Source organism: Streptomyces sp. NPDC020996 (assembly GCF_040641355.1).
Lineage (GTDB): Bacteria > Actinomycetota > Actinomycetes > Streptomycetales > Streptomycetaceae > Streptomyces.
Map to the genome: position 1 here is coordinate 24961 of NZ_JBFADM010000022.1, position 18370 is coordinate 43330.

Below are 18370 nucleotides of genomic sequence, written 5' to 3' on the forward strand. Positions count from 1 at the left end.
GCTACTTCACCCTTCTGCGGCCGGTGGCTCTGGCGAGTTGGCCGGCGGCCGAGGCGAGGGTGCGGCGTGGGTCCCGGCCGTGCAGCATCACGCCGGTGACGGCAGAGGTCATGATGTCGGAGGCCTTGGCGTCGTCCTTGTTGTTCTCGACCGGAGGGATGTTGCGGGCGAGGCGGGCGAAGACGGTGAGGGTGCGCTGTCCGCCGAAGTAGTCCTGCCTCTCGCTCAGATAGGGGTCGTCGAGGGCGGGCAGGTAGGCGGGGAAGAGACCTTCGTGTTCGAGCATGGAGATCTGGTTGGCCTTGCCGGTGAGCAGGAACTCGATGAAGGCCCAGGCCAGCCTCGGGTTCTTGCTCTGCGCAGGCACGCAGAGGGTGGATCCGCCGATGTTGGAGGTGCGGATGCCGTCGGCGGTGAAGCCGGGCAGCGGCACCACCCCGAACTTGCCTTTCAGCTCCGGCATGTCGGAGCTGAGAGTGCCCGTCCACCAGGCGGCGGTGGGCGTCGTGGCGACCTTGCCCTCCTTGGTGCCGGTGACGAGTCCGTCCCAGCCCTTCTCGTAGGCCACGAGGCCCTCGTCGCTGAGGGTCTTCATGAGGGTCAGGGCCCTGACGGCCGCCGCGGTGTCGACGGCGACGCGCCCGCCCTCGAAGTAGGACTGGCCCTGCTGCTGAAGCAGCATCGGGAGGATCCCGGCGTCCGTATGGTCCTGGATGAGCATTTTGTGGCCGGTGGCCTTCTTGATGCGGATGCCGGCCTCGACGTAGTCGTCCCAGGTGCGCAGGGAGCGGGGGTCGACGCCCGCGGCGCGGAAGTGGTCGGTGCGGTAGTAGAGAGCGCACGGGCCGATGTCCCAGGGCAGGGCGTACAGCCTGCCGCCGGGGCCGGTGACCGTGCGCCATGCCGCGCGGTCGAAGTCGCCGCCGTAGCGGGCGCCGAGGCTCGTCAGGTCGTAGAAGCCGGCCGGGAAGTTGCCGATGTAGCGCGGCATGTAGCTGCCCTCGACCGTGAGGACGTCCGGGAGGCCGGTGCCTCCGCGCAGGCCTACGGTGATCTTGTCGTAGGCGTTGTCGTAGCCGACGTCGACTATGTCGACGGTGGTGCCGGGGTGGCGCTGTTCGAAGTCACCGGCGAGGCGCTTCATGGCCTTGGCTGCCACGTCCCAGGACCAGACGGTAATCCTCCCCTTGACCTTTCCTCCCTTTCCGTCCTTTTTTCCGTCGATGTCGCGGGCGTGCCCGCTGCCGCTCGCTCCCCCCACCGCACAGCCGCCGAGCAGGGTCGATGTCGTGGTTGCGAGGCCTGTGGCCAGGACGGTCCGCCGCGTGGGTCTCATTGACACTCTTGCCTCCCGAAGCCTGCATGCATCATTCTGTATTCAGAACACTGAATGACGCGGTTTGCCGTCAAGAGGTGTGCACGCAAAGAGTTCCGAGACCGGTCGGACCGGCCGGACCACGCTGACCCTGCCTACGCGAAAGGCGCGGCATGACGTCGACCGAGAATTTTGTCCACCCCTACATCCCGAACTCAGTACCGGCCGTGCGGCAGGCGATGCTCGACGAGATCGGCGCGGCGGGCACCGAGGACTTCTACGCCGACATCCCGGACGGGATCCGGCTGCACCGGCCCCTCGACCTGCCGGCTCCGCTGCGTTCGGAGGCCGAACTCGTCCGGCACATGGAGGGACTGCTCGCCCGCAACACCTCGACGCGGGAGGTCCTCAGCTTCCTCGGCTCGGGCTGCTACCAGCACCACGTGCCCGCGGTCGTGGACGAGGTGGTCAACCGCAGCGAGTTCCTCACGGCCTACGCGGGCGAGCCCTACGAGGACCACGGCCGCTTCCAGGCACTGTGGGAGTACCAGTCGATGATGGCCGAGCTCCTCGACGTCGAGGTCGTCAACGTCCCGGTGTACGACGGCTTCCAGGCCGCCGGGACCGCCCTGCGCATGGCGGGCCGCGTCACCGGGCGCCGCCGCGTGCTCGTCGCCACCGCGATCGACGCGGACAAGCTGTCGCGCATACGGGACTACCTCCGTCCCGACCATGACGTCACCGTGGTTCCGGTCGTCCCGGAGACGGGCTGCGCCGACCTCGACACGCTGCACGAGGAGCTGGCCGCCGGTGACACCGCGGCCGTCTACGCGGACGCCCCGTCGGCCCTCGGCATCGTCGACGCGTCACTGCCGCGGCTCGCGGAACTCGCGCACGACGCGGGCGCCCTGTACGTCGTCGGCTGCAATCCGCTCACCCTCGGCGTGGTCGCGCCTCCCTCCGCGTACGGCGCGGACATCGCCTGCGGCGACATCCAGCCGCTCGGCATCCACCAGAGCTTCGGCGGCGGCAACGCCGGCTTCATCGCCACCCGCGACGAGGAGCGGCTGGTCGCCGAGTACCCCTCGCGCCTGTTCGGGCTCGCGCCCACCTCGGTCGAGGGCGAGTACGGCTTCGGCGACGTGGCGTACGAGCGGACCTCGTTCGCCCTGCGCGAGGAGGGCAAGGAGTGGGTGGGCACGGCGGCCGCGCTGCACGGCATCGGCGCCGGTGTGTATCTCGCCCTGATGGGACCGCAGGGCATGCGGGAGATCGGCGAGACGATCCTCGCCCACACCGCGTACGCCCGGCAGCGCCTCGCCCAGGTGCCCGGCATCGAGGTCCCGTACGGCGACGCACTGCACTTCGCCGACTTCACCGTGCGCTACACCTGCGGCACGACCGCCGCCGAGATACGCGCCGGCCTCAGGGAGCGCGGCATCTACGGCTCCGTGCCCACCGGCGAGCACGAGGCCGCCTTCTGCGTCACCGAAGTCCATTCCAAGGCCGACATCGACCGGCTCGCCGCCGCCCTCGAGGAGATCGTCAAGTGACCGCCCACCACGCCCCCGTACCGGTGTCCCCGGACGATGCGCGGATCGCGCCCAAGCCGCCCCTGCGCCGCTTCCAGCAGGCGTCCTGGGACGAGAAGCTGATCTTCGAACTCGGTTCGCCGGGCGAACGCGGCGTCCTCGTCCCGGCGCCGGACCCCTCCGTGGCCCCGGTGGAGATTCCCCCGGCACTGCGCCGCGCCGAGCCGCCCGCCCTGCCCGAGATGTCGCAGCAGCAGGTCCTGCGCCACTACCTGCGTCTGTCGCAGGAGAACCTGGGCGCCGACCTCAACATCGACGTCGGGCAGGGCACCTGCACCATGAAGTACAGCCCCAAGGTCAACGACCAGTTCGCCCGCGACCCGCGCATCGCCGCACTGCACCCGCTCCAGGACGAGGACACCGTCCAGGGCGTCCTCGGCATCATGCACAGCCTGGAACTGCTCCTCAAGGAGATCTCCGGCATGGACCGGGTGTCGCTTCAGCCGGGGGCCGGCTCGGCCGCGATCTACACGAACGTGGCCATGATCCGGGCCTACTTCGCCGCGCGCGGCGAACTGGAGCAGCGCGACGAGGTCATCACGACGATCTTCTCCCACCCGTCGAACGCGGCCTGCGCCAAGACGGCCGGCTTCAAGGTCGTCACCCTCCACCCGGACGCGGACGGCTACCCGGACATCGAGGCGCTCAAGGCCGCGGTCGGACCGCGCACCGCCGCGCTGCTGATCACCAACCCCGAGGACACGGGCATCTACAACCCGCGCATCGAGGAGTTCGTACGGATCGTGCACGAGGCGGGCGGCCTGTGCTCGTACGACCAGGCCAACGCCAACGGCATCCTCGGCATCACGCGCGCCCGCGAGGCCGGGTTCGACCTGTGCCACTTCAACCTGCACAAGACGTTCTCGACGCCGCACGCCTGCGGCGGGCCGGCGGCCGGCGCGTGCGCGGTGACAGAGGAGCTGGCGCCGTATCTGCCGCGCCCCACGGTCGAGTTCGACGGCGAGCGCTACCGTCTGGACGACGACCGGCCCGAGTCCGTCGGAAAGATGCGGCCGTTCTACGGGGTGGTGCCGAACCTCGTGCGCGCGTACGCGTGGATCATGTCGCTCGGCGCTCAGGGGCTGCGCTGCGCCGCGGAGACGGCCGTCCTCAACAACAACTACCTGCTCCACAAGGTCCGGCAGATCCCGGGAGTCTCGGTGCCTTACGCCCAGGGGCGGCCACGCGTCGAGCAGGTCCGCTACAGCTGGCAGCAGCTGCACTGGGACACCGGGCTGCACTCCGAGGACATCGGGCTGCGCGCCGCGGACTTCGGCACGCACTACTGGACGAGCCACCACCCGTACCTCGTCCCCGAGCCGATGACACTGGAACCGACCGAGTCGTACACGCGCGCCGACCTCGACGAGTACGCGGCGATCCTCGCCGAGATCGCCCGCGAGGCGTACGAGTCCCCGGACACCGTCCGCACGGCCCCGCACCGTTCGACCATCCACCGGATCCGCCCGGAGACCCTGGACGACCCGGCCACCTGGGCCGTCTCCTGGCGCGCCTACCGCCGCAAGATCCTCGGTGAGGCGGCCCGTTGACCAGGATCGGCCTGGTGGTCAACCCGGTCGCCGGCCTCGGCGGCCGGGTCGGCCTGGGCGGCACCGACGGCCCCGAGAACCGCCACCGCGCCCTCGCCCTGGGGGCGAGACCCCTGGCGGGGGAACGGGCGGCCGCGGCACTGCGCGAACTGCGGGCACGGTCCGGCACCGGTGCCGGTGCCCCGGGTGGCGCGGGCGCGGGGCCGGGCGGCGGGCGCCCCGGCGCACAACCGGAAATCGTCACCGCCGCCGGCGCCATGGGGGCCGACTCCGCCGCTGCGGCCGGGCTGCCGGCGCGGGTCGTGTACGCCCCGGGGGCCGAGCACGAGACCTCGGCCGAGGACACCGTCGCCGCCGTGCGGGCCGTCGTCGCCGAGGGAGTCGACCTGCTGCTCTTCGCCGGCGGCGACGGTACCGCCCGGGACGTGCTCGCCGCGCTCGACGGGGTGCGCTGCCCGGTGCTCGGGGTGCCGACCGGCGTCAAGATGCACTCGGCCGTGTTCGGCGTCAGCCCGCGCGCGGCGGGCGAGGTGGCCGCCGCGTGGCTCGCCCGCTCCGGCTCCGTCCCCCTGCGCGACGCCGAAGTCATGGACCGGGACCAGGACGGACTGCGCGCGGGACGCGTCGCCTCCCGCCTCTACGGCTGGCTCTCCGTCCCCGACGTACCGGTGCGCGTCCAGCAGCGCAAGACCGGCAGCACGGCCGGTACGCCGCAGGCGGTCGGCGGCATCGCCGCCGAGGTCGCCGAGCGGGTCGGCGACGGACTGCTGGCACTCGGCCCGGGCAGCACCACCCGCGCCGTGGCCGCCGCACTGGGGGCCGATGCCTCCCTCACCGGGGTCGACGTGCTCGCGCTGCGGCCCGGTCGGCCGGCCGAGGTCGTTCTGCGCGACGCCGGAGAGGCCGCCCTCCTCGCGGCGGGACCACGCTGGATCGCCCTCTCCCCCATCGGCGGCCAGGGTTTTCTCCTCGGCCGCGGCAACCAGCAGATCTCGCCCCGTGTGCTGCGCGCGGCGGGCGGCCGGGACCGGCTGCTCGTACTGTGCACCGAACAGAAGCTGGCGTCTCTGGGCGGACGTCCTCTTCTCCTCGACACGGGCGACGAGGCGCTGGACGCCGAGCTGACAGGCCATCTGCCCGTCATCACCGGCCGGCGCCGCACATCGCTGTACCGCCTGACCACCTGACCGTCCGAGCGCTCGAGACCGCGCCCCAGCACCCTGTGAAGGAACCCTCATGATCACTCTCGACGGCAAGCGTGCCATCGTCACCGGCGGAGCCACCGGCATCGGCCGGGCCACCGCTCAGGTCCTCGCCGAACTCGGCGCCCGCGTCGTCATCGCCGACGTCGACCCGGACGGCGGCGAGCGGACCGCCAGGGACACCGGCGGTGTCTTCGTCCGCTGCGACGTCTCGCGGCGCGCGGACTGCGAGGCCGTGGCCGCCGCCGCGCGGGACCGCTTCGGCGGCGTCGACGTGCTGTTCAACAACGCCGGCGTCATCCGCCGTTCCACCGTCTGCGAGATCACCGAGGACGACTGGGACCTGGTGATGGCCGTGAACGTCCGCTCCATCATGCTGATGAGCCGCCTGGTGATTCCCGGCATGGCCGCGCAGGGCGGCGGCTCGATCATCAACACCGGATCAGGATGGGGCATTTCGGGCGGCGGTCGCGCCGTCTCGTACTGCGCGTCCAAGGGCGCCGTCGTCAATATGACCCGCGCCATGGCCATCGACCACGGCCCCGACAACATCCGCGTCAACTGCGTCTGCCCCGGCGACACGGCCACCGGCATGCTCGCCGAGGAAGCCCGGCAGCTCGGCGAGAGCTCCGACGCGTTCTACGCCGAGGCCGCCGACCGGCCCCTCGGCAGGATCGGGCAGCCGAGGGACATCGCCCAGACCGTGGCGTTCCTCGCTTCCGACGCGTCGTCGTTCGTGAGCGGGGCGATCATCCCGGTCGACGGCGCGGGTACCGCGTGACTCGCCGGTAACAGATAATCGACCGGACAGAAGAGGAGGGCTGCCCCACATGCCAATCGAGAACCGCCCGCTGCGCGAACAGGTCAAGGAGGAACTGATCAAGCGCCTCGGGCGCGGCACGATCGCGACCAACGAACCGATCAACGAGGGGCAGCTCGCCACCGAACTCGGGGTCAGCCGCACTCCGCTGCGCGAGGCCCTGATCACGCTCGAGCGCGAGGGCGTCATCACCAGCGAGCGCGGCAAGGGCTTCCGGTTCACGCCGCTGAGCGCGCAGGAGTTCCGTGACCTGACCGCGATCGTGGCGGCGCTGGAGGCGCTGGCCCTGGAGTCCAGCGACCCGGAGCACCTGCGGGCGACGGCTCCCCGTCTCCTCGAGGAGGCGCGGGCCTTCTCCGCGCCGCAGGCGCCGCACGACGTCATAGAGCGCTACGACGACGCATGGCACGACCTGCTCCTGTCGGGCTGCACCAACGACCGGCTGATGAAGCTGATCACCTCACTTAAGGTGACGATGCACCGCTACGAGCGGGTGGCCCTCGGCGACCAGGACGTCCTGGAGCGCTCCGCCGTGGAGCACGAGCGGATCGCGCAGTGTCTGCAGCGCGGCGACATCGACGCGGCGGTGGCGGCGCTCAAGGAGAACTGGAACAGCGGGATGCACCGGATCCTGGAGCATCTCACGGACTGAGGGCACCCCGGGGGCCGCGGCCGGCCGGTGAGCGTCCGCGCCGGGTCGTACCGGCGCGCCCCGCGGACCGCCTCCCGGCCCGTGCCCGCGTCATGGTCCGCTTCTCTCCGCAGCCGTCGCGCGCCACATGGTCAAATCCCGGCGACCCTGCAAGGGGTGTGCCCCGGACAGGCTCCAAGGGGACGGTGACACCGCTCGGCGCATTCACGATGTCGTCGGTCTCCGCGCGCCGGTGCACCCGGTGGTGCCCCCACTGATCCGCACGGAGTGATGGTGTACGGCCCACCCTCCTCGCCCACCCGAACCGGGCCACCCGGTTCCGTCCGGCCCGGTTCGGGTGAATGCGGCCTTCGCCGAAGCACCGCCCACTCCCGGCGTCGGGCGAGACGCGAGACGGGGGCGGGCGATGGCGGCAGCCGAGGTGATCGGTCCGGTCGCGCTGGGCGAGGACCTCGTCCGCGGTCCCTGTCCGGTCCGTGCGGCGCTGCGGGAACGCGGCCCCGTGCACAGGGTGCGGATTCCGCGGGGCCGCACACGCTCACCCCCGATCCGCCGGACCACGAGCGGCTGCGCAGGCTGGTCGTCCGCGAGTTCGCACCGGGCCGGGTCGACCACCCGGCGCCTGGCGCACCTCGCCGCGACGGGGTGCGTTCCCGGAGGTCACACGGTGGTGCGGCCAGGACGGGTGCCGCAGCACCAGTCGTCCGCCCGCCCCCCGCTGGGCCGGCTTGTAGGGCACGTCTGTCACGACCGCCTGACCGGGGCCGGCTCAGCATGCGGCGGTTCACGCGCCCGCAAGCGGCGCGGCGCAGCGCGGGCAGGCGGGCGGGCGGGCCCGTGCGGTCAGCGGGTGCGGCCCGTCACACGCCACGCCGCTGGCAGCAGCGCGCTCGCGGCCAGGGCCTTGAGGACGTCGCCCACGAGGAACGGCACGAGGCCGTGGGCCACGGCCCAGCCGAGCGACTGGTGGGTGACCAGGGCGAGTACCGGGACCCCCAGCGCGTACACGGCCAGCGAACCGGCGAGGTACGTCAGCAGGGTGCCGGGCAGGCTCCGGTCGGCGCCCCGCTGGGCAAGCGCCCCCACGAGGTAGCCGGCCACGACGAACCCGAGGAGGTAGCCGCCGGTCGCGCCGAGGACGGCGGGCATGCCGCCGGTGGCCCCGGAGAAGACCGGCAGCCCGACGGCACCGGCGGCGAGGTAGACCAGTTGGCTCAGCGCGCCGCGGGTGGCGCCGAGGGCCGCCGCGGTCACGAGTACGGCGAACGTCTGCAGCGTGACGGGCACCGGTGAGCCGGGCACGGGCACCGAGACCTGGGCGGCGAGGGCGGTGAGGGCGGCGGCGCCGACGACGAGCGCGGTGTCGCGGGTGCGGCTGCGCGCCCAGAGATCGACGAGGGTGCCCCTTCGGGGGGCGACCGGCGCGAGGGAACTCATGGTGGCGGTGATCCTTTCAGGCGGTGGAGGGGGCAGCGGCAGGTCAGGACGGCTGGGGTGGGGTCAGCGCCGTGCGCAGGTGCCGGACGCGCGTTGCGGCGGCTGCTCTGGCGTCCAGCGCCTGCTCCATGGACACCGGGCGGAAGCGGGTGCGGGTGCCGGGCGCGGACTGGCCGACGATGTCGAGGTCGGCGCTGATCACCGTTGCGACCATGGCGTAACCGCCGCCGGAGACGGCGTCGCGGTGCAGGATGATGGGCTCCACTCCCCCGGGCACCTGGATGGAGCCGAGCGGGTATCCGGCGTCCACGATGTTCGACGGGTCGGATCCGGCGCCGAACGGCTGCACCCGCTCCTCCCACTCCAGCGTCCCGCCGGTGTACCGGAAGCCGATCCGGTCCGCCACCGGCGTCAGGGTCCACGTGGTGTCCAGCAGCGAGGCGAGGCCGGCCGGGGTGAGCCGGTGGTCGTACAGGCCGATCATGACGCGCAGGTCGAGTTCGCGGGACAGCGCGGGACGCAGGTGCTCGGGCACGACCAGTCCCGGCCGCCCGCCCCCGGTGCCGACGGGCAGCACGTCCCCTGCCCGCAGCGCACGGCCCTCGAACCCGCCGAATCCCCCGAGGGTGTACGTCGACCGGCTGCCCAGCACCGACGGCACGTCGACACACCCGGCTACGGCGATGTAGATCCGGGCGCCCTGTTCCAGGTAGCCGAAGGAGAGCACGTCGCCGGCCGCGACACGGAAGGACTCCCACTGCGGTGCGGGCCGGCCGTCCACCAGGACCGGCATCCGGGCTCCGGTGACGGCCACCAGCGCGGGTTCGGTGAAACGCAGCTCCGGCCCCATGTAGGCGGCCTCGATCACGGCGGCCCCGTCCTCGTTGCCGACCAGCAGGTTCGCGGCCAGGGCGGAGTACAGGTCGACCGCGCCCGACGGCGGGATGCCCACCGAGTAGTAGCCGGGACGGCCCCGGTCCTGGACGCTCGAGGCAAGCCCGGGGTTGACGATCTCAATGGCCATACAGGGCCTCCAGCAGTGTGGCGTTGTAGGCGTCCGGGCCTGCCAGGAAGTCGCGCAGGCTGAAGTCGACCGGGCTTTGGCGGTAGCGGAAGGTGCCCGCCTCGACGTCCGCCTTGATGCGCTCGTACTCGCCCTCTTCGATCGGACGGAACTTCACGATGTCGCCGGGCCGGAAGAAGACCATGAAGTCCTCGAAGTCGGGCAGTCTCCGGGCCGGGTCGAAGATCGGCACCGGGGTGACGCCGAACATCTGGTAGCCGCCGGCGCCGCGCACGGAGTAGATACAGGAGAAGCAACCGCCGTACCCGACGGTCAGCGCCGGTGTGTCGGTGCGGGGGCGCAGGTACTTGGGGACTTCGAGCTGCCGCTCCTGCGGGACCATCTGGAAGAGGAAGGGGAGCCCGGCGACGAAGCCGACCATCGACGTGATCCACGGTGACGCCGAGTGGCGGTCGATGAACGCCTGCGCCGAGGGCAGTCCGTTCTCGATCGCCGCGAATTCCAGGTCGTTGCCCTCCGGCCGCTGGTGGCGGTCACGGAACCGGGCACCGGTCTCGTTGGTGAACGGGTCGTCGTACCAGATGGGCACCTCGACGATGCGCGTCTCGAGCGTCAGGGACGGCGCCTCGCCGACCTCCCGCTCCACCTGCCGCACGGTGGCCTCCAGTGCCGCGGGGGCGATGCCGTCCGGGTCGAACCGCACCAGGAGGGAGGCGTTGGCAGGGCAGATGTCGACCACGCCCGGCAGCTTCCGGCTGTGGAGCAGTCTGGCCATGGCCATCGCCCCGAAGTTGACCTCGAGGCTCATGGCCTCGTCGAGCCGGACGACGAGGTGTTCGTCTCCGCCCCACGAGTAGTGGCTGCTGATGGGCGCACTCACGCGGTCCTCCCGGTGCCGTCGTGATCGGAGGCACGGCCGGCCAGCCAACTCTCCAGGAATGTCGTGTGGTAGTCCGCGTCGACGAACTCCGGCAGGTCGGCCAGCGCACGCAGGAACGGTGCCGTCGTGGCCACTCCCTCCACCTCGACCTCGTCGAGCGCGCGGCGGGCGCGGGCCAGGGCGGCCTCGCGGGTGTCGCCCCAGACGACCAGCTTGGCGATGAGGGAGTCGTAGAACGGGCTGACCTGGCCGCCTTGTTCGCAGCCGGAGTCGACGCGCACGAACGGCCCGCCGGGCATCCGCATCGCGGTGATCGTGCCGGGGCTGGGCATGAACCCCAGGTCGGGGTTCTCGGCGTTGAGCCGGAACTCCATGGCGTGTCCGCGCAGTTCCACCTGCTCCTGGGTGAAGGACAGGGAGGCACCCGCGGCGACCGTGAGCTGCTCACGCACCAGGTCCCTGCCCGTGACCATCTCGGTGACCGGGTGCTCGACCTGGATGCGGGTGTTCATCTCGATGAAGAAGAACTCCTTCCGCACGGAGTCGTAGAGGAACTCCACCGTCCCGGCGCCGGAGTAGGCCACCTCGGCCGCCAGGCGGACCGCCGCCTCGGTCATGGCCTGGCGGACCTGTGCGGGAAGGCCGGGCGCGCACGCCTCCTCGACGATCTTCTGCCGGCGGCGCTGCAGGGAGCATTCGCGCTCGCCCAGGTGCAGGAAGTGCTCGCCGTCGCCGAAGACCTGTACTTCGATGTGGCGCGCGTGGGGCACGAACCGCTCGAGGTAGACCTCGTCGCTGCCGAACGCCGCCACGGCCTCGGCCCGGGCGAGTGGGAGCGCCGCGCGCAACTCGTCCGGGCCCTCCACGATCCGGATGCCGCGGCCCCCGCCGCCGGCCGCCGCCTTCACCGCGATCGGACAGCCGACCCGCTCGGCGACCTCCAGCGCATCGCTCAGGTCGGTCACCGCGCCGTCGGAGCCGGGTACCGTCGGCACGCCGGCGCGGGTGGCGGTGGAGCGGGCCAGCGCCTTGTCGCCCATCAGCCGGATCGCGTCGGGGGAAGGCCCGACGAACGTCATTCCCGCGTCGGCGACCTGCTGGGCGAACGCGGCACGCTCGGAGAGGAATCCGTAGCCGGGGTGTACGGCGTCCGCCCCGGACCGGGCGGCGGCAGACAGGACCGCGTCGGCGTCGAGATAGCTGCGGGCCGCGGGAGCGGGGCCGATCACCACGTGTTCGTCGGCCAGACGCACATGCGGGGCGTCGGTGTCGGCCTCGCTGCACACGGCGACGGTCCGCACGCCGAGTTCGCGCCCCGCCCGTATGACGCGCAGGGCGATCTCACCTCGGTTGGCCACCAGAAGCTTGCGCATGTCGTCGTCAGCCCGCCTCGATGGTCGCGACCGGGTCTCCGGGGCCGAGCAGTCCGTCGTTCTCGGCGATGAAGGCGGTCACCGTGCCGACGGCTCCGGCCTTGACCTCCGCGAACTGCTTCATGATCTCGATGATTCCGATGGTCTGGTCGGCGGTGACGGTTGCACCGACCTCGGCGAACGGCGGCTGTCCCGGTGCCGGACACCGGTAGAAGACGCCCGGCATGGGGGAGCGCACAGTGTGCTCGGCCATGGATGTCCCTTCATGGTCTGGTTCGTTGTCTGTCGGGGAACGACGCGGAACGCTCAGGCAGACTGGATGACCTGGCGTACGGCGGTGGCCACTTCGACGGCGTTCGGGGTGTCGGAGTGCACACAGATGCTGTCGAAGCGAACGGGGACGCGCCGGCCGGAGTCCGTCTCGACCAGACCGTCGGTCAGCGCGAGCCGGGCGCGGTCGGCGGCGAGACGGGGCGCCGTGGCATGGGGGCGGCGGACGATGGCGAGACTGCCGTCGGCCCGGTATCCGAGGTCGACGTAGAACTCCCCGACGAAGGGGACGCCGCGCCTCGCCGTGACGCGTTCGTGCGCGGTTCCGGCCATGCCGTAGACCGGGACACCGTACTGCACGGCCACATCACAGACGGCGTCCATCAGCTCCTCGTCGCGGGCCGCCATGCCGTAGAACGATCCGTGCGGCTTGATGTGGCGCAGCGGCACTCCTTCGGCGTCCAGGTAGCCCTTGAGCGCCGCGACCTGGTAAAGAACCAGGTCGCGCACCTCGTCGGAGAACAGCTTCATCTCCCGGCGCCCGAAGCCCACCGCGTCGGGCAGACCGGGGTGGGCGCCGATGGCGACCCCGGCGGCGGCGGCCTTCGTCACCGTCTGGTGGATGCCCACCGGGTCGCCGGCGTGGAACCCGCAGGCCACATTGGCGGCGTCCACCAGCGGTAGCAGGGCGTCGTCGTTTCCGAACGAGTGAATGCCGAACGACTCACCCAAGTCGGAGTTGAGGCTCACGGGCATGGTCACACCTCATGGGGTAGGAGGGGGATGCGATGGGGCCGCCGCTCTCGCCGAGGCGGCGACGGCGTCGAGGACCGGGGTCGGCGGCCGGCCGGCCAGTGCCCCGGCCACATCGAGGCGGGGGCCCGGCAAGGACAGGAGCACCTGCCACAACTGGCTGACGGTGGTCACCACGACGCTCCGGCCCGTCCCCGAACGGACCACCCACGCCCCGATCGAACAGGTCACCCGCGCGGGATGACCGCACGTGCCCAGCACACCGTTGACGATCCGGGCGGCCTCCCAACGGGCACGGCTGGTACAGAAGATGCCGGACCAGGCGTCGGTCGCCACGGCCCTGCCACAAGCGCCACACACGGTTCGCTCCTACGGCATGACGTCGCCGGAGTTGGGCCCCAGCGTCTGGCCGACGAACAGGTCACCGCCGGGGGACGAGGCCAGCAGCACCGCGGTCGGCGCGACCTCCTCGGGTGTCCCGAACCGCCCGAGCGGCAGCTCGGCGCGCTTCGCCCGCTTCCAGTCCTCGGATATCCCGTCGACCAGAGGCGTTTCGATGGGGCCGGGGGCGATGGCGTTGACCAGCACCCCGTCCCGGGCCACCTCCAGGGCCAGTGCCTTCGTCAGGCCCAGGACGCCTGCCTTGGCCGCGCAGTAGTGCGTCAGCGATTCCCCGCCCTTGATGGCCAGCTGGGAGGCGATGTTGATGACCCGGCCGAACCCGCGGGACACCATCCCGGGAACCACGTGCCGGCACATGAGGAACACCCCGGTCAGGTCCACGTCGATGGTCTGCTGCCACTGTGCCGGCGACATCTCCACCAGCGGGCTCTGGGTCAGGATGCCGGCGGAGTTGACCAGGACGTCGATCCGGCCCAGCAGCCGCTCCGCCCCGGCGACGGCACACCGGACCTGCTGCTCGTCGGTGACGTCGGCGGCAACGCCGCCGGCCGCACCGACGGACCGCGCGGTCCTCTCGGCCGCCTCGGGGTCGTGGTCGAGCACGACCACCTGCGACCCGGCGGCGACGAATGCCTCGGCGATCGCCCGTCCGATGCCGCTGGCGCCACCGGTGACCAGGGCCGTTCGACCGGTCAGGGCTGCGATCCCGCTCATGCGCGCATCCTCACGGTCAGGCCGCCGTCGACGACGAGTTGCTGGCCGGTGACGTACCCGGCCTGCGGTGAGGTGAGGAACCGGATGACGTCGGCGACCTCATCGGGTCGCCCCACCCTGCCGAAGGGGATGTCACCGCCCGCGCGGAGGAGGCCCTGCGGGCCGAGGGAGTTCACCGGGTCGGAGGACTGGGGGGTCTCGATGAGCCCGGGTATGACGGCGTTGACGCGGATGCCACGGGGAGCCAGCTCCACCGCCAGGCTGCGGCACAGTCCGAGCACCCCGGCCTTGGCCGCGGCGTAGTGCGCGTGGTCCTCCCATCCGTAGACCCCTCCCGCGATGGACGAGACCGCGACCATCGCGGAGCCCTCACCCATGTAGGGGGCGCACGACCGGAAGGTGCGCAGCACACCGGTCAGGTCGACGGAGAGCATGTCGTCCCACGCCTCGTCGGTGAGGTCGGCCAGCGGGGCACGCCGCAGGACGCCGGCGTTGGCCACCGCGTAGTCGATCCGCCCGAATGCCGCGTGTGCGCTGCGTGCCAGTTCGTCGACCTGAGCGCTGTCGCGGACGTCGACCTCGACCACCAGCCCCTCGCCGCCGGCGGTCTCCGCCTGGCGCAGCGTCTCGTAGGGGTCGTGCGGATCGCCCGGGAAGGTACCGATCACCACGCGTACGCCCTGGCGGGCATAGCCGACCGCGAGGGCCCGGCCGATCCCGCTGGCCGCTCCGGTGATGACGGCGACCCCGGGCTCGGGTCCACCGCCCTGCGTCTGTGCTGCCATGAGTGAACCTTTCCGAGAGTTCTGTGAGATGTGCGAGACGGCGAGGTCACCGGGGCCTGTGCGGAAGGGAGGCCTCCGGGACCCATGAGGTCTGCGAGGTCGGTGAGAGAGAACGACGCCGGTGGGCGGAGAGGGCCCCGCCCACCGGTCCCGTGAACGGCCGCGCGCCGTGGTGAGCGTTCAGTGCTCCAGGCGGGCGACGGGCTTGGCCAGCATCATCAGCGCCCCGGAGAGGAACGTGCCGACCGCGCCGACCCAGAGCGCCGCCGTGCCGGTACCCCAGGCCGCCGCCGCACCGGTGAAGAGGAACCCGCCGAGGATGGTGCCGGGCTGGCTCATGGCGCCGATGATCACCGTGCCGGTGCCACGGCAGTCCGTCGGGTAGCACTCCCCCATGTAGAACATGATCGCCGCGTACGGGCCCACCAGGAAGAACAGTCCTACGGCGTAGGTGGCCACGATGAGCGCCGTGCTGGTGACCAGCGGGGAGAGCATCGCCGCGAAGGCCGCACCGGAGATCATCCACCCGATGACGATGGTCCGCTTCCGCCCGATGCGGTCGCCGAGCCAGCCGTGGAAGATGTAACCGAAGTAGGCGCCCAGGTTGATGACGATGAGCATCCAGAACGCGGTGCTCAGCTGCACGCCCTTGGCGTTGGCCAGGATGGAACTCCCCAGCACGCTGAAGATGTTGATGCCGAAGAAGTTCACGATCCACGCCAGCGAGAGCACGATCGTGTTCCTGCGCAGCTCCGGCTGGAAGATCCGGGCGATCGGGGCGCTGTCGGTGTGCTCCACACCGTATTCGGCGGCCAGTTCCTCGGCCTCGCGGGTCTTCCCCTCGGCCTTGAGCCTGGTCAGCTTCTGGTGCAGCTCGAACTGCGGGGTCTCCCGCAGTTTCCTGCCGATCGTGATGATCAGCGCGACCGCGGGCAGGCTCGCGACCAGGTACATCGGCCGCCAGCCCATCGAGTCCAGCAGGACGAGTGCCAGAGCGCTGGACAGCAGGAAGCCGAGCGGCCAGCCGCCCTGGACGATGCCGTACCAAAAGCCCCGGCGCTCCCGCTTCTTCTCGTCCTCGGTGATCGAGAACACCTCGTTGAGGTAGGTCGCGTTCACCGACTGCTCGGAGAAACCGAGGCCGCCGAGCGACCGTACGCCGACCATGCCGGCGATGCTCGCCAGCCCCATCTTCGCGGGGGTGAGGGCGGTCAGCAGGGAGGCGACAGCGGTGCCACCGATGGTGACCATCATGCCGCGCCGGCGCCCGAGCCGGTCGATGACCGGTCCGACACCGAAGGCGATGATCGCGGTGCCGATGGCGATGAGCGTGTTGACCAGATAGGCCGTCGAGCTGCTCCAGCCGAAGTCCTTCTGCATCACCGGGAGCAGGGTTCCGAACAGGCCGTAGTCGAAGACCGCGACGGTCCAGGCCAGGAGAGCCAGGACCACGGCCGTGTTGGTCTGCTTCCGGGTGAACGCCGGGAACTGCCGCCGGCCCTGCGCCGGTGCCGTCTCGGGCATGTCACCCGTCGGCGAGACCGTCTCGCTGTTCATCTGGTCTGTCCCTTCCAGGGGTGACGGGCGGCGTAGTCGTCGGCGATCTGGTCGAACGTGACCCAGCGGACGCCCTCGTGGCCGTTGATGTGCTCGATGAGCCGCTCCAGCATGAGCAGCACCTGCGGACGCCCGGAGACGTCCGGATGGATGGTGAAGGTGACGGCCGCGTAGTCCATCTCCCGGTAGACCCAGTCGAACTGGTCCCGCCACATCTGCTCGATGTCCCGGGGGTTGACGAAGCCGTGGCTGTTCGGGCTGGCCTTGATGAACATCATCGGCGGCAGGTCGTCCAGGTACCAGTTCGCCGGGATCTCGATGAGCTCGGTCTCCTCGCCGCGGACCAGCGGCTTCATCCAGTCCTCGGCCCGGGCCGTGTAGTCGATCTTGGTCCAGCTGTCGCCGACCCGCACGCGATAGGGCGTGAAGTCGTTGTGCATCAGCGAGTGGTCGTACTTGATGCCCCGTTCGAGCAGGAGCTCGTTGGTCACCGGCGAGAACTCCCACCAAGGTGCGACATAGCCGGTGGGACGCCGGTCGGTGACCTTCTCGATCAGGTCGATGCAGCGGTCGAGGACCGCGGCCTCCTGGGTGCGGGTCATCGCGATCGGGTTCTCATGGCTGTAGCCGTGCACGCCCACCTCGTGTCCACCGTCGACGACCTGGCGGAACTGGTCCGGGAAGGTCTCGATCGAGTGGCCCGGCACGAACCAGGTGGTCTGCAGGTCGTACTTGGAGAACAGGTTCAGCAGACGCGGCACACCGACCTCGCCGGCGAACATGCCGCGGGAGATGTCGTCCGGGGAGTCCTCGCCCCCGTACGACCCCAGCCAGCCGGCGACGGCGTCGACATCGACGCCGAACGCGCACAGGATTTCCTTGGGCAAGGTCGACTCCTTCCATCACCCGGCCACCGCGGCCGGGAGTCTTGTGTCCAGCGGCTGGGATCAGCCGGTGGTGTAGGCGGCCAGCGCCTCCCGCGCGGCGCACGGGTCGGCGTGGACTCCCAGGAGCGCCGCGAGGAGCACCCGGGCCTGGGGCGGACGGAGCACCCCGGTGGGGACGGCGCCCGCGGCGAGGAGGTCGGCGCCGCCGCCGTTGCCGTAGATCGCGGCGACGGGCCCGGCGGCGACCCGGGTGGACGTGGCCACCACGACCCCGGACGCCGTCAGCTCGGAAACCGCCTCGCAGATCGCGGCGTTGGCGTTGCCGGCGCCGGTGGCCTCCAGCACGATGCCGCGCGCTCCCGCGGCGGCGAAGGCGTGCAGGGCGGTCGCGTCCGCGCCGGGATAGCACGCGACGATGTCGACGCGCGCCCGGGAGGGGTCCATGGCCGACAGGTCCAGTCGTAGCCGTGGACGCGATGCCTGTGTGAGGTGGACGGTGCCGCCGCGGACCCAGCCGAGCAGCCCGCCGTCGGGGGAGGCGAACGTGCTCGATGCCGTGGTGTGGCTCTTGCGCGTCCCTCCCGCCGCGAACACCGAGCCGTCGAAGACGATCAGTGTGCCCAGCCCCCGGCTCGACGGCTGCGCAGCCACCGTGACGGCGTCGGAGAGGTTGCGCGGCCCGTCGCTGTCCGGTGCGTCCGCGGGCCGCTGAGCGCCGGTGAGCACCACCGGACGCTCGTCGTGCAGGAAGAGGTCGAGGAACAGCGCCGTCTCCTCCGCCGTGTCCGTGCCGTGTGTGATCACGAGGCCGGCGACGTCCTTCTCGCGCAGATGCTCCTGGGCCCGCAGCGCGAGCGTCCGCATCCGCTCCAGGGTCATCAGGTAGCTGCCGATCCGGAACACGTCGTCGACCTGGACCCGGACATCGCCGGCTGCGGCCAGCCGCTCCACCAGCTCGGCGCCACTGGCGCGCGCGACGGCTTCACCCGTGGCGTTGCTCCGAGTGGCGATTGTCCCGCCGGTCGCGAGCACCATGACGGTCCGCACCGATACCTCCTGAGATCTTCCAGTCTTCCCCGACCGATATGTCCGCGCCGAACGTTTGCGCCGAACGATTGCGCATATAAAATGCGACCCGCGGGCAGGCGTCAAGGCAT

17 protein-coding genes are annotated in these 18370 nt (G+C 71.3%); 5 read left to right on the forward strand and 12 right to left on the reverse strand.

Features of this window, described 5'->3' with window-relative positions; translation table 11 throughout:
• Position 1: 1 nt before the first annotated feature.
• Positions 2 to 1159 carry a sugar ABC transporter substrate-binding protein gene (locus AB0G63_RS17545; RefSeq protein ID WP_360750776.1) on the reverse strand — a complete coding sequence of 386 codons (1158 nt, stop codon included), beginning with the start codon at positions 1157 to 1159 and terminating at the stop codon, positions 2 to 4.
• A gap of 329 nt (positions 1160 to 1488) precedes the next feature.
• On the opposite strand from AB0G63_RS17545, the gene gcvPA reads away from it, so the two are divergent.
• Genes gcvPA through AB0G63_RS17570 form a run of 5 tightly spaced genes read left to right on the forward strand, consistent with a single transcriptional unit; the run spans position 1489 to position 7131 of the window.
• Entirely contained in the window at positions 1489 to 2868 is a 1380-nt protein-coding gene (gene gcvPA, locus AB0G63_RS17550; protein ID WP_360750778.1) for an aminomethyl-transferring glycine dehydrogenase subunit GcvPA, read from the forward strand.
• Positions 2865 to 4457 carry an aminomethyl-transferring glycine dehydrogenase subunit GcvPB gene (gene gcvPB / locus AB0G63_RS17555; RefSeq protein WP_360750779.1) on the forward strand — a complete coding sequence of 531 codons (1593 nt, stop codon included), beginning with the start codon at positions 2865 to 2867 and terminating at the stop codon, positions 4455 to 4457. Before gcvPA ends, gcvPB begins: the two co-directional genes overlap by 4 nt.
• Complete coding sequence (locus AB0G63_RS17560; protein ID WP_360750781.1) at positions 4454 to 5644, forward strand: NAD(+)/NADH kinase; 1191 nt, start codon at positions 4454 to 4456, stop codon at positions 5642 to 5644. The genes gcvPB and AB0G63_RS17560 overlap by 4 nt, the downstream gene beginning before the upstream one ends.
• A gap of 49 nt (positions 5645 to 5693) precedes the next feature.
• Positions 5694 to 6440 carry an SDR family oxidoreductase gene (locus AB0G63_RS17565; RefSeq protein WP_360750783.1) on the forward strand — a complete coding sequence of 249 codons (747 nt, stop codon included), beginning with the start codon at positions 5694 to 5696 and terminating at the stop codon, positions 6438 to 6440.
• Positions 6441 to 6489: 49 nt separating this feature from the next.
• Complete coding sequence (locus tag AB0G63_RS17570; RefSeq protein WP_360750785.1) at positions 6490 to 7131, forward strand: GntR family transcriptional regulator; 642 nt, start codon at positions 6490 to 6492, stop codon at positions 7129 to 7131.
• 843 nt (positions 7132 to 7974) lie between these two features.
• Here AB0G63_RS17570 and AB0G63_RS17575 read toward each other — a convergent pair.
• The 11 genes from AB0G63_RS17575 to AB0G63_RS17625 form a co-directional block, all read right to left on the reverse strand.
• On the reverse strand, positions 7975 to 8568 hold the full coding sequence (locus tag AB0G63_RS17575; protein WP_360750787.1) for a biotin transporter BioY: 594 nt from the start codon (positions 8566 to 8568) through the stop codon (positions 7975 to 7977).
• 43 nt (positions 8569 to 8611) lie between these two features.
• Positions 8612 to 9592, reverse strand: a complete 981-nt coding sequence (locus AB0G63_RS17580; protein ID WP_360750789.1) for a biotin-dependent carboxyltransferase family protein — start codon at positions 9590 to 9592, stop codon at positions 8612 to 8614.
• Entirely contained in the window at positions 9582 to 10472 is an 891-nt protein-coding gene (locus tag AB0G63_RS17585; protein WP_360750791.1) for an allophanate hydrolase subunit 1, read from the reverse strand. The genes AB0G63_RS17580 and AB0G63_RS17585 overlap by 11 nt, the downstream gene beginning before the upstream one ends.
• Positions 10469 to 11845 (reverse strand): acetyl-CoA carboxylase biotin carboxylase subunit, encoded by a 1377-nt coding sequence (locus tag AB0G63_RS17590; RefSeq protein ID WP_360750793.1) that lies wholly within the window; start codon positions 11843 to 11845, stop codon positions 10469 to 10471. Before AB0G63_RS17590 ends, AB0G63_RS17585 begins: the two co-directional genes overlap by 4 nt.
• 7 nt (positions 11846 to 11852) lie before the next feature.
• Positions 11853 to 12098, reverse strand: a complete 246-nt coding sequence (locus tag AB0G63_RS17595) for an acetyl-CoA carboxylase (protein ID WP_360750795.1) — start codon at positions 12096 to 12098, stop codon at positions 11853 to 11855.
• Between the two features lie 53 nt (positions 12099 to 12151).
• The gene (pxpA, locus tag AB0G63_RS17600) at positions 12152 to 12871 is read right to left on the reverse strand and encodes a 5-oxoprolinase subunit PxpA (protein WP_360750797.1); all 720 of its coding nucleotides are present in this window, start codon (positions 12869 to 12871) and stop codon (positions 12152 to 12154) included.
• A gap of 366 nt (positions 12872 to 13237) precedes the next feature.
• A complete protein-coding gene (locus AB0G63_RS17605; RefSeq protein WP_360750799.1) occupies positions 13238 to 13984 on the reverse strand; it encodes an SDR family NAD(P)-dependent oxidoreductase in 747 nt (248 codons plus the stop codon).
• Positions 13981 to 14769, reverse strand: a complete 789-nt coding sequence (locus AB0G63_RS17610; protein ID WP_360750801.1) for an SDR family oxidoreductase — start codon at positions 14767 to 14769, stop codon at positions 13981 to 13983. The genes AB0G63_RS17605 and AB0G63_RS17610 overlap by 4 nt, the downstream gene beginning before the upstream one ends.
• Positions 14770 to 14949: 180 nt before the next feature.
• Positions 14950 to 16326, reverse strand: coding sequence for an MFS transporter (locus tag AB0G63_RS17615; protein WP_360750803.1), 1377 nt, complete (start codon positions 16324 to 16326; stop codon positions 14950 to 14952).
• The gene (locus AB0G63_RS17620) at positions 16323 to 17213 is read right to left on the reverse strand and encodes a polysaccharide deacetylase (RefSeq protein ID WP_360750805.1); all 891 of its coding nucleotides are present in this window, start codon (positions 17211 to 17213) and stop codon (positions 16323 to 16325) included. Before AB0G63_RS17620 ends, AB0G63_RS17615 begins: the two co-directional genes overlap by 4 nt.
• Before the next feature lie 60 nt (positions 17214 to 17273).
• A complete protein-coding gene (locus tag AB0G63_RS17625; protein ID WP_360750807.1) occupies positions 17274 to 18260 on the reverse strand; it encodes an asparaginase in 987 nt (328 codons plus the stop codon).
• Positions 18261 to 18370 lie beyond the last annotated feature (110 nt).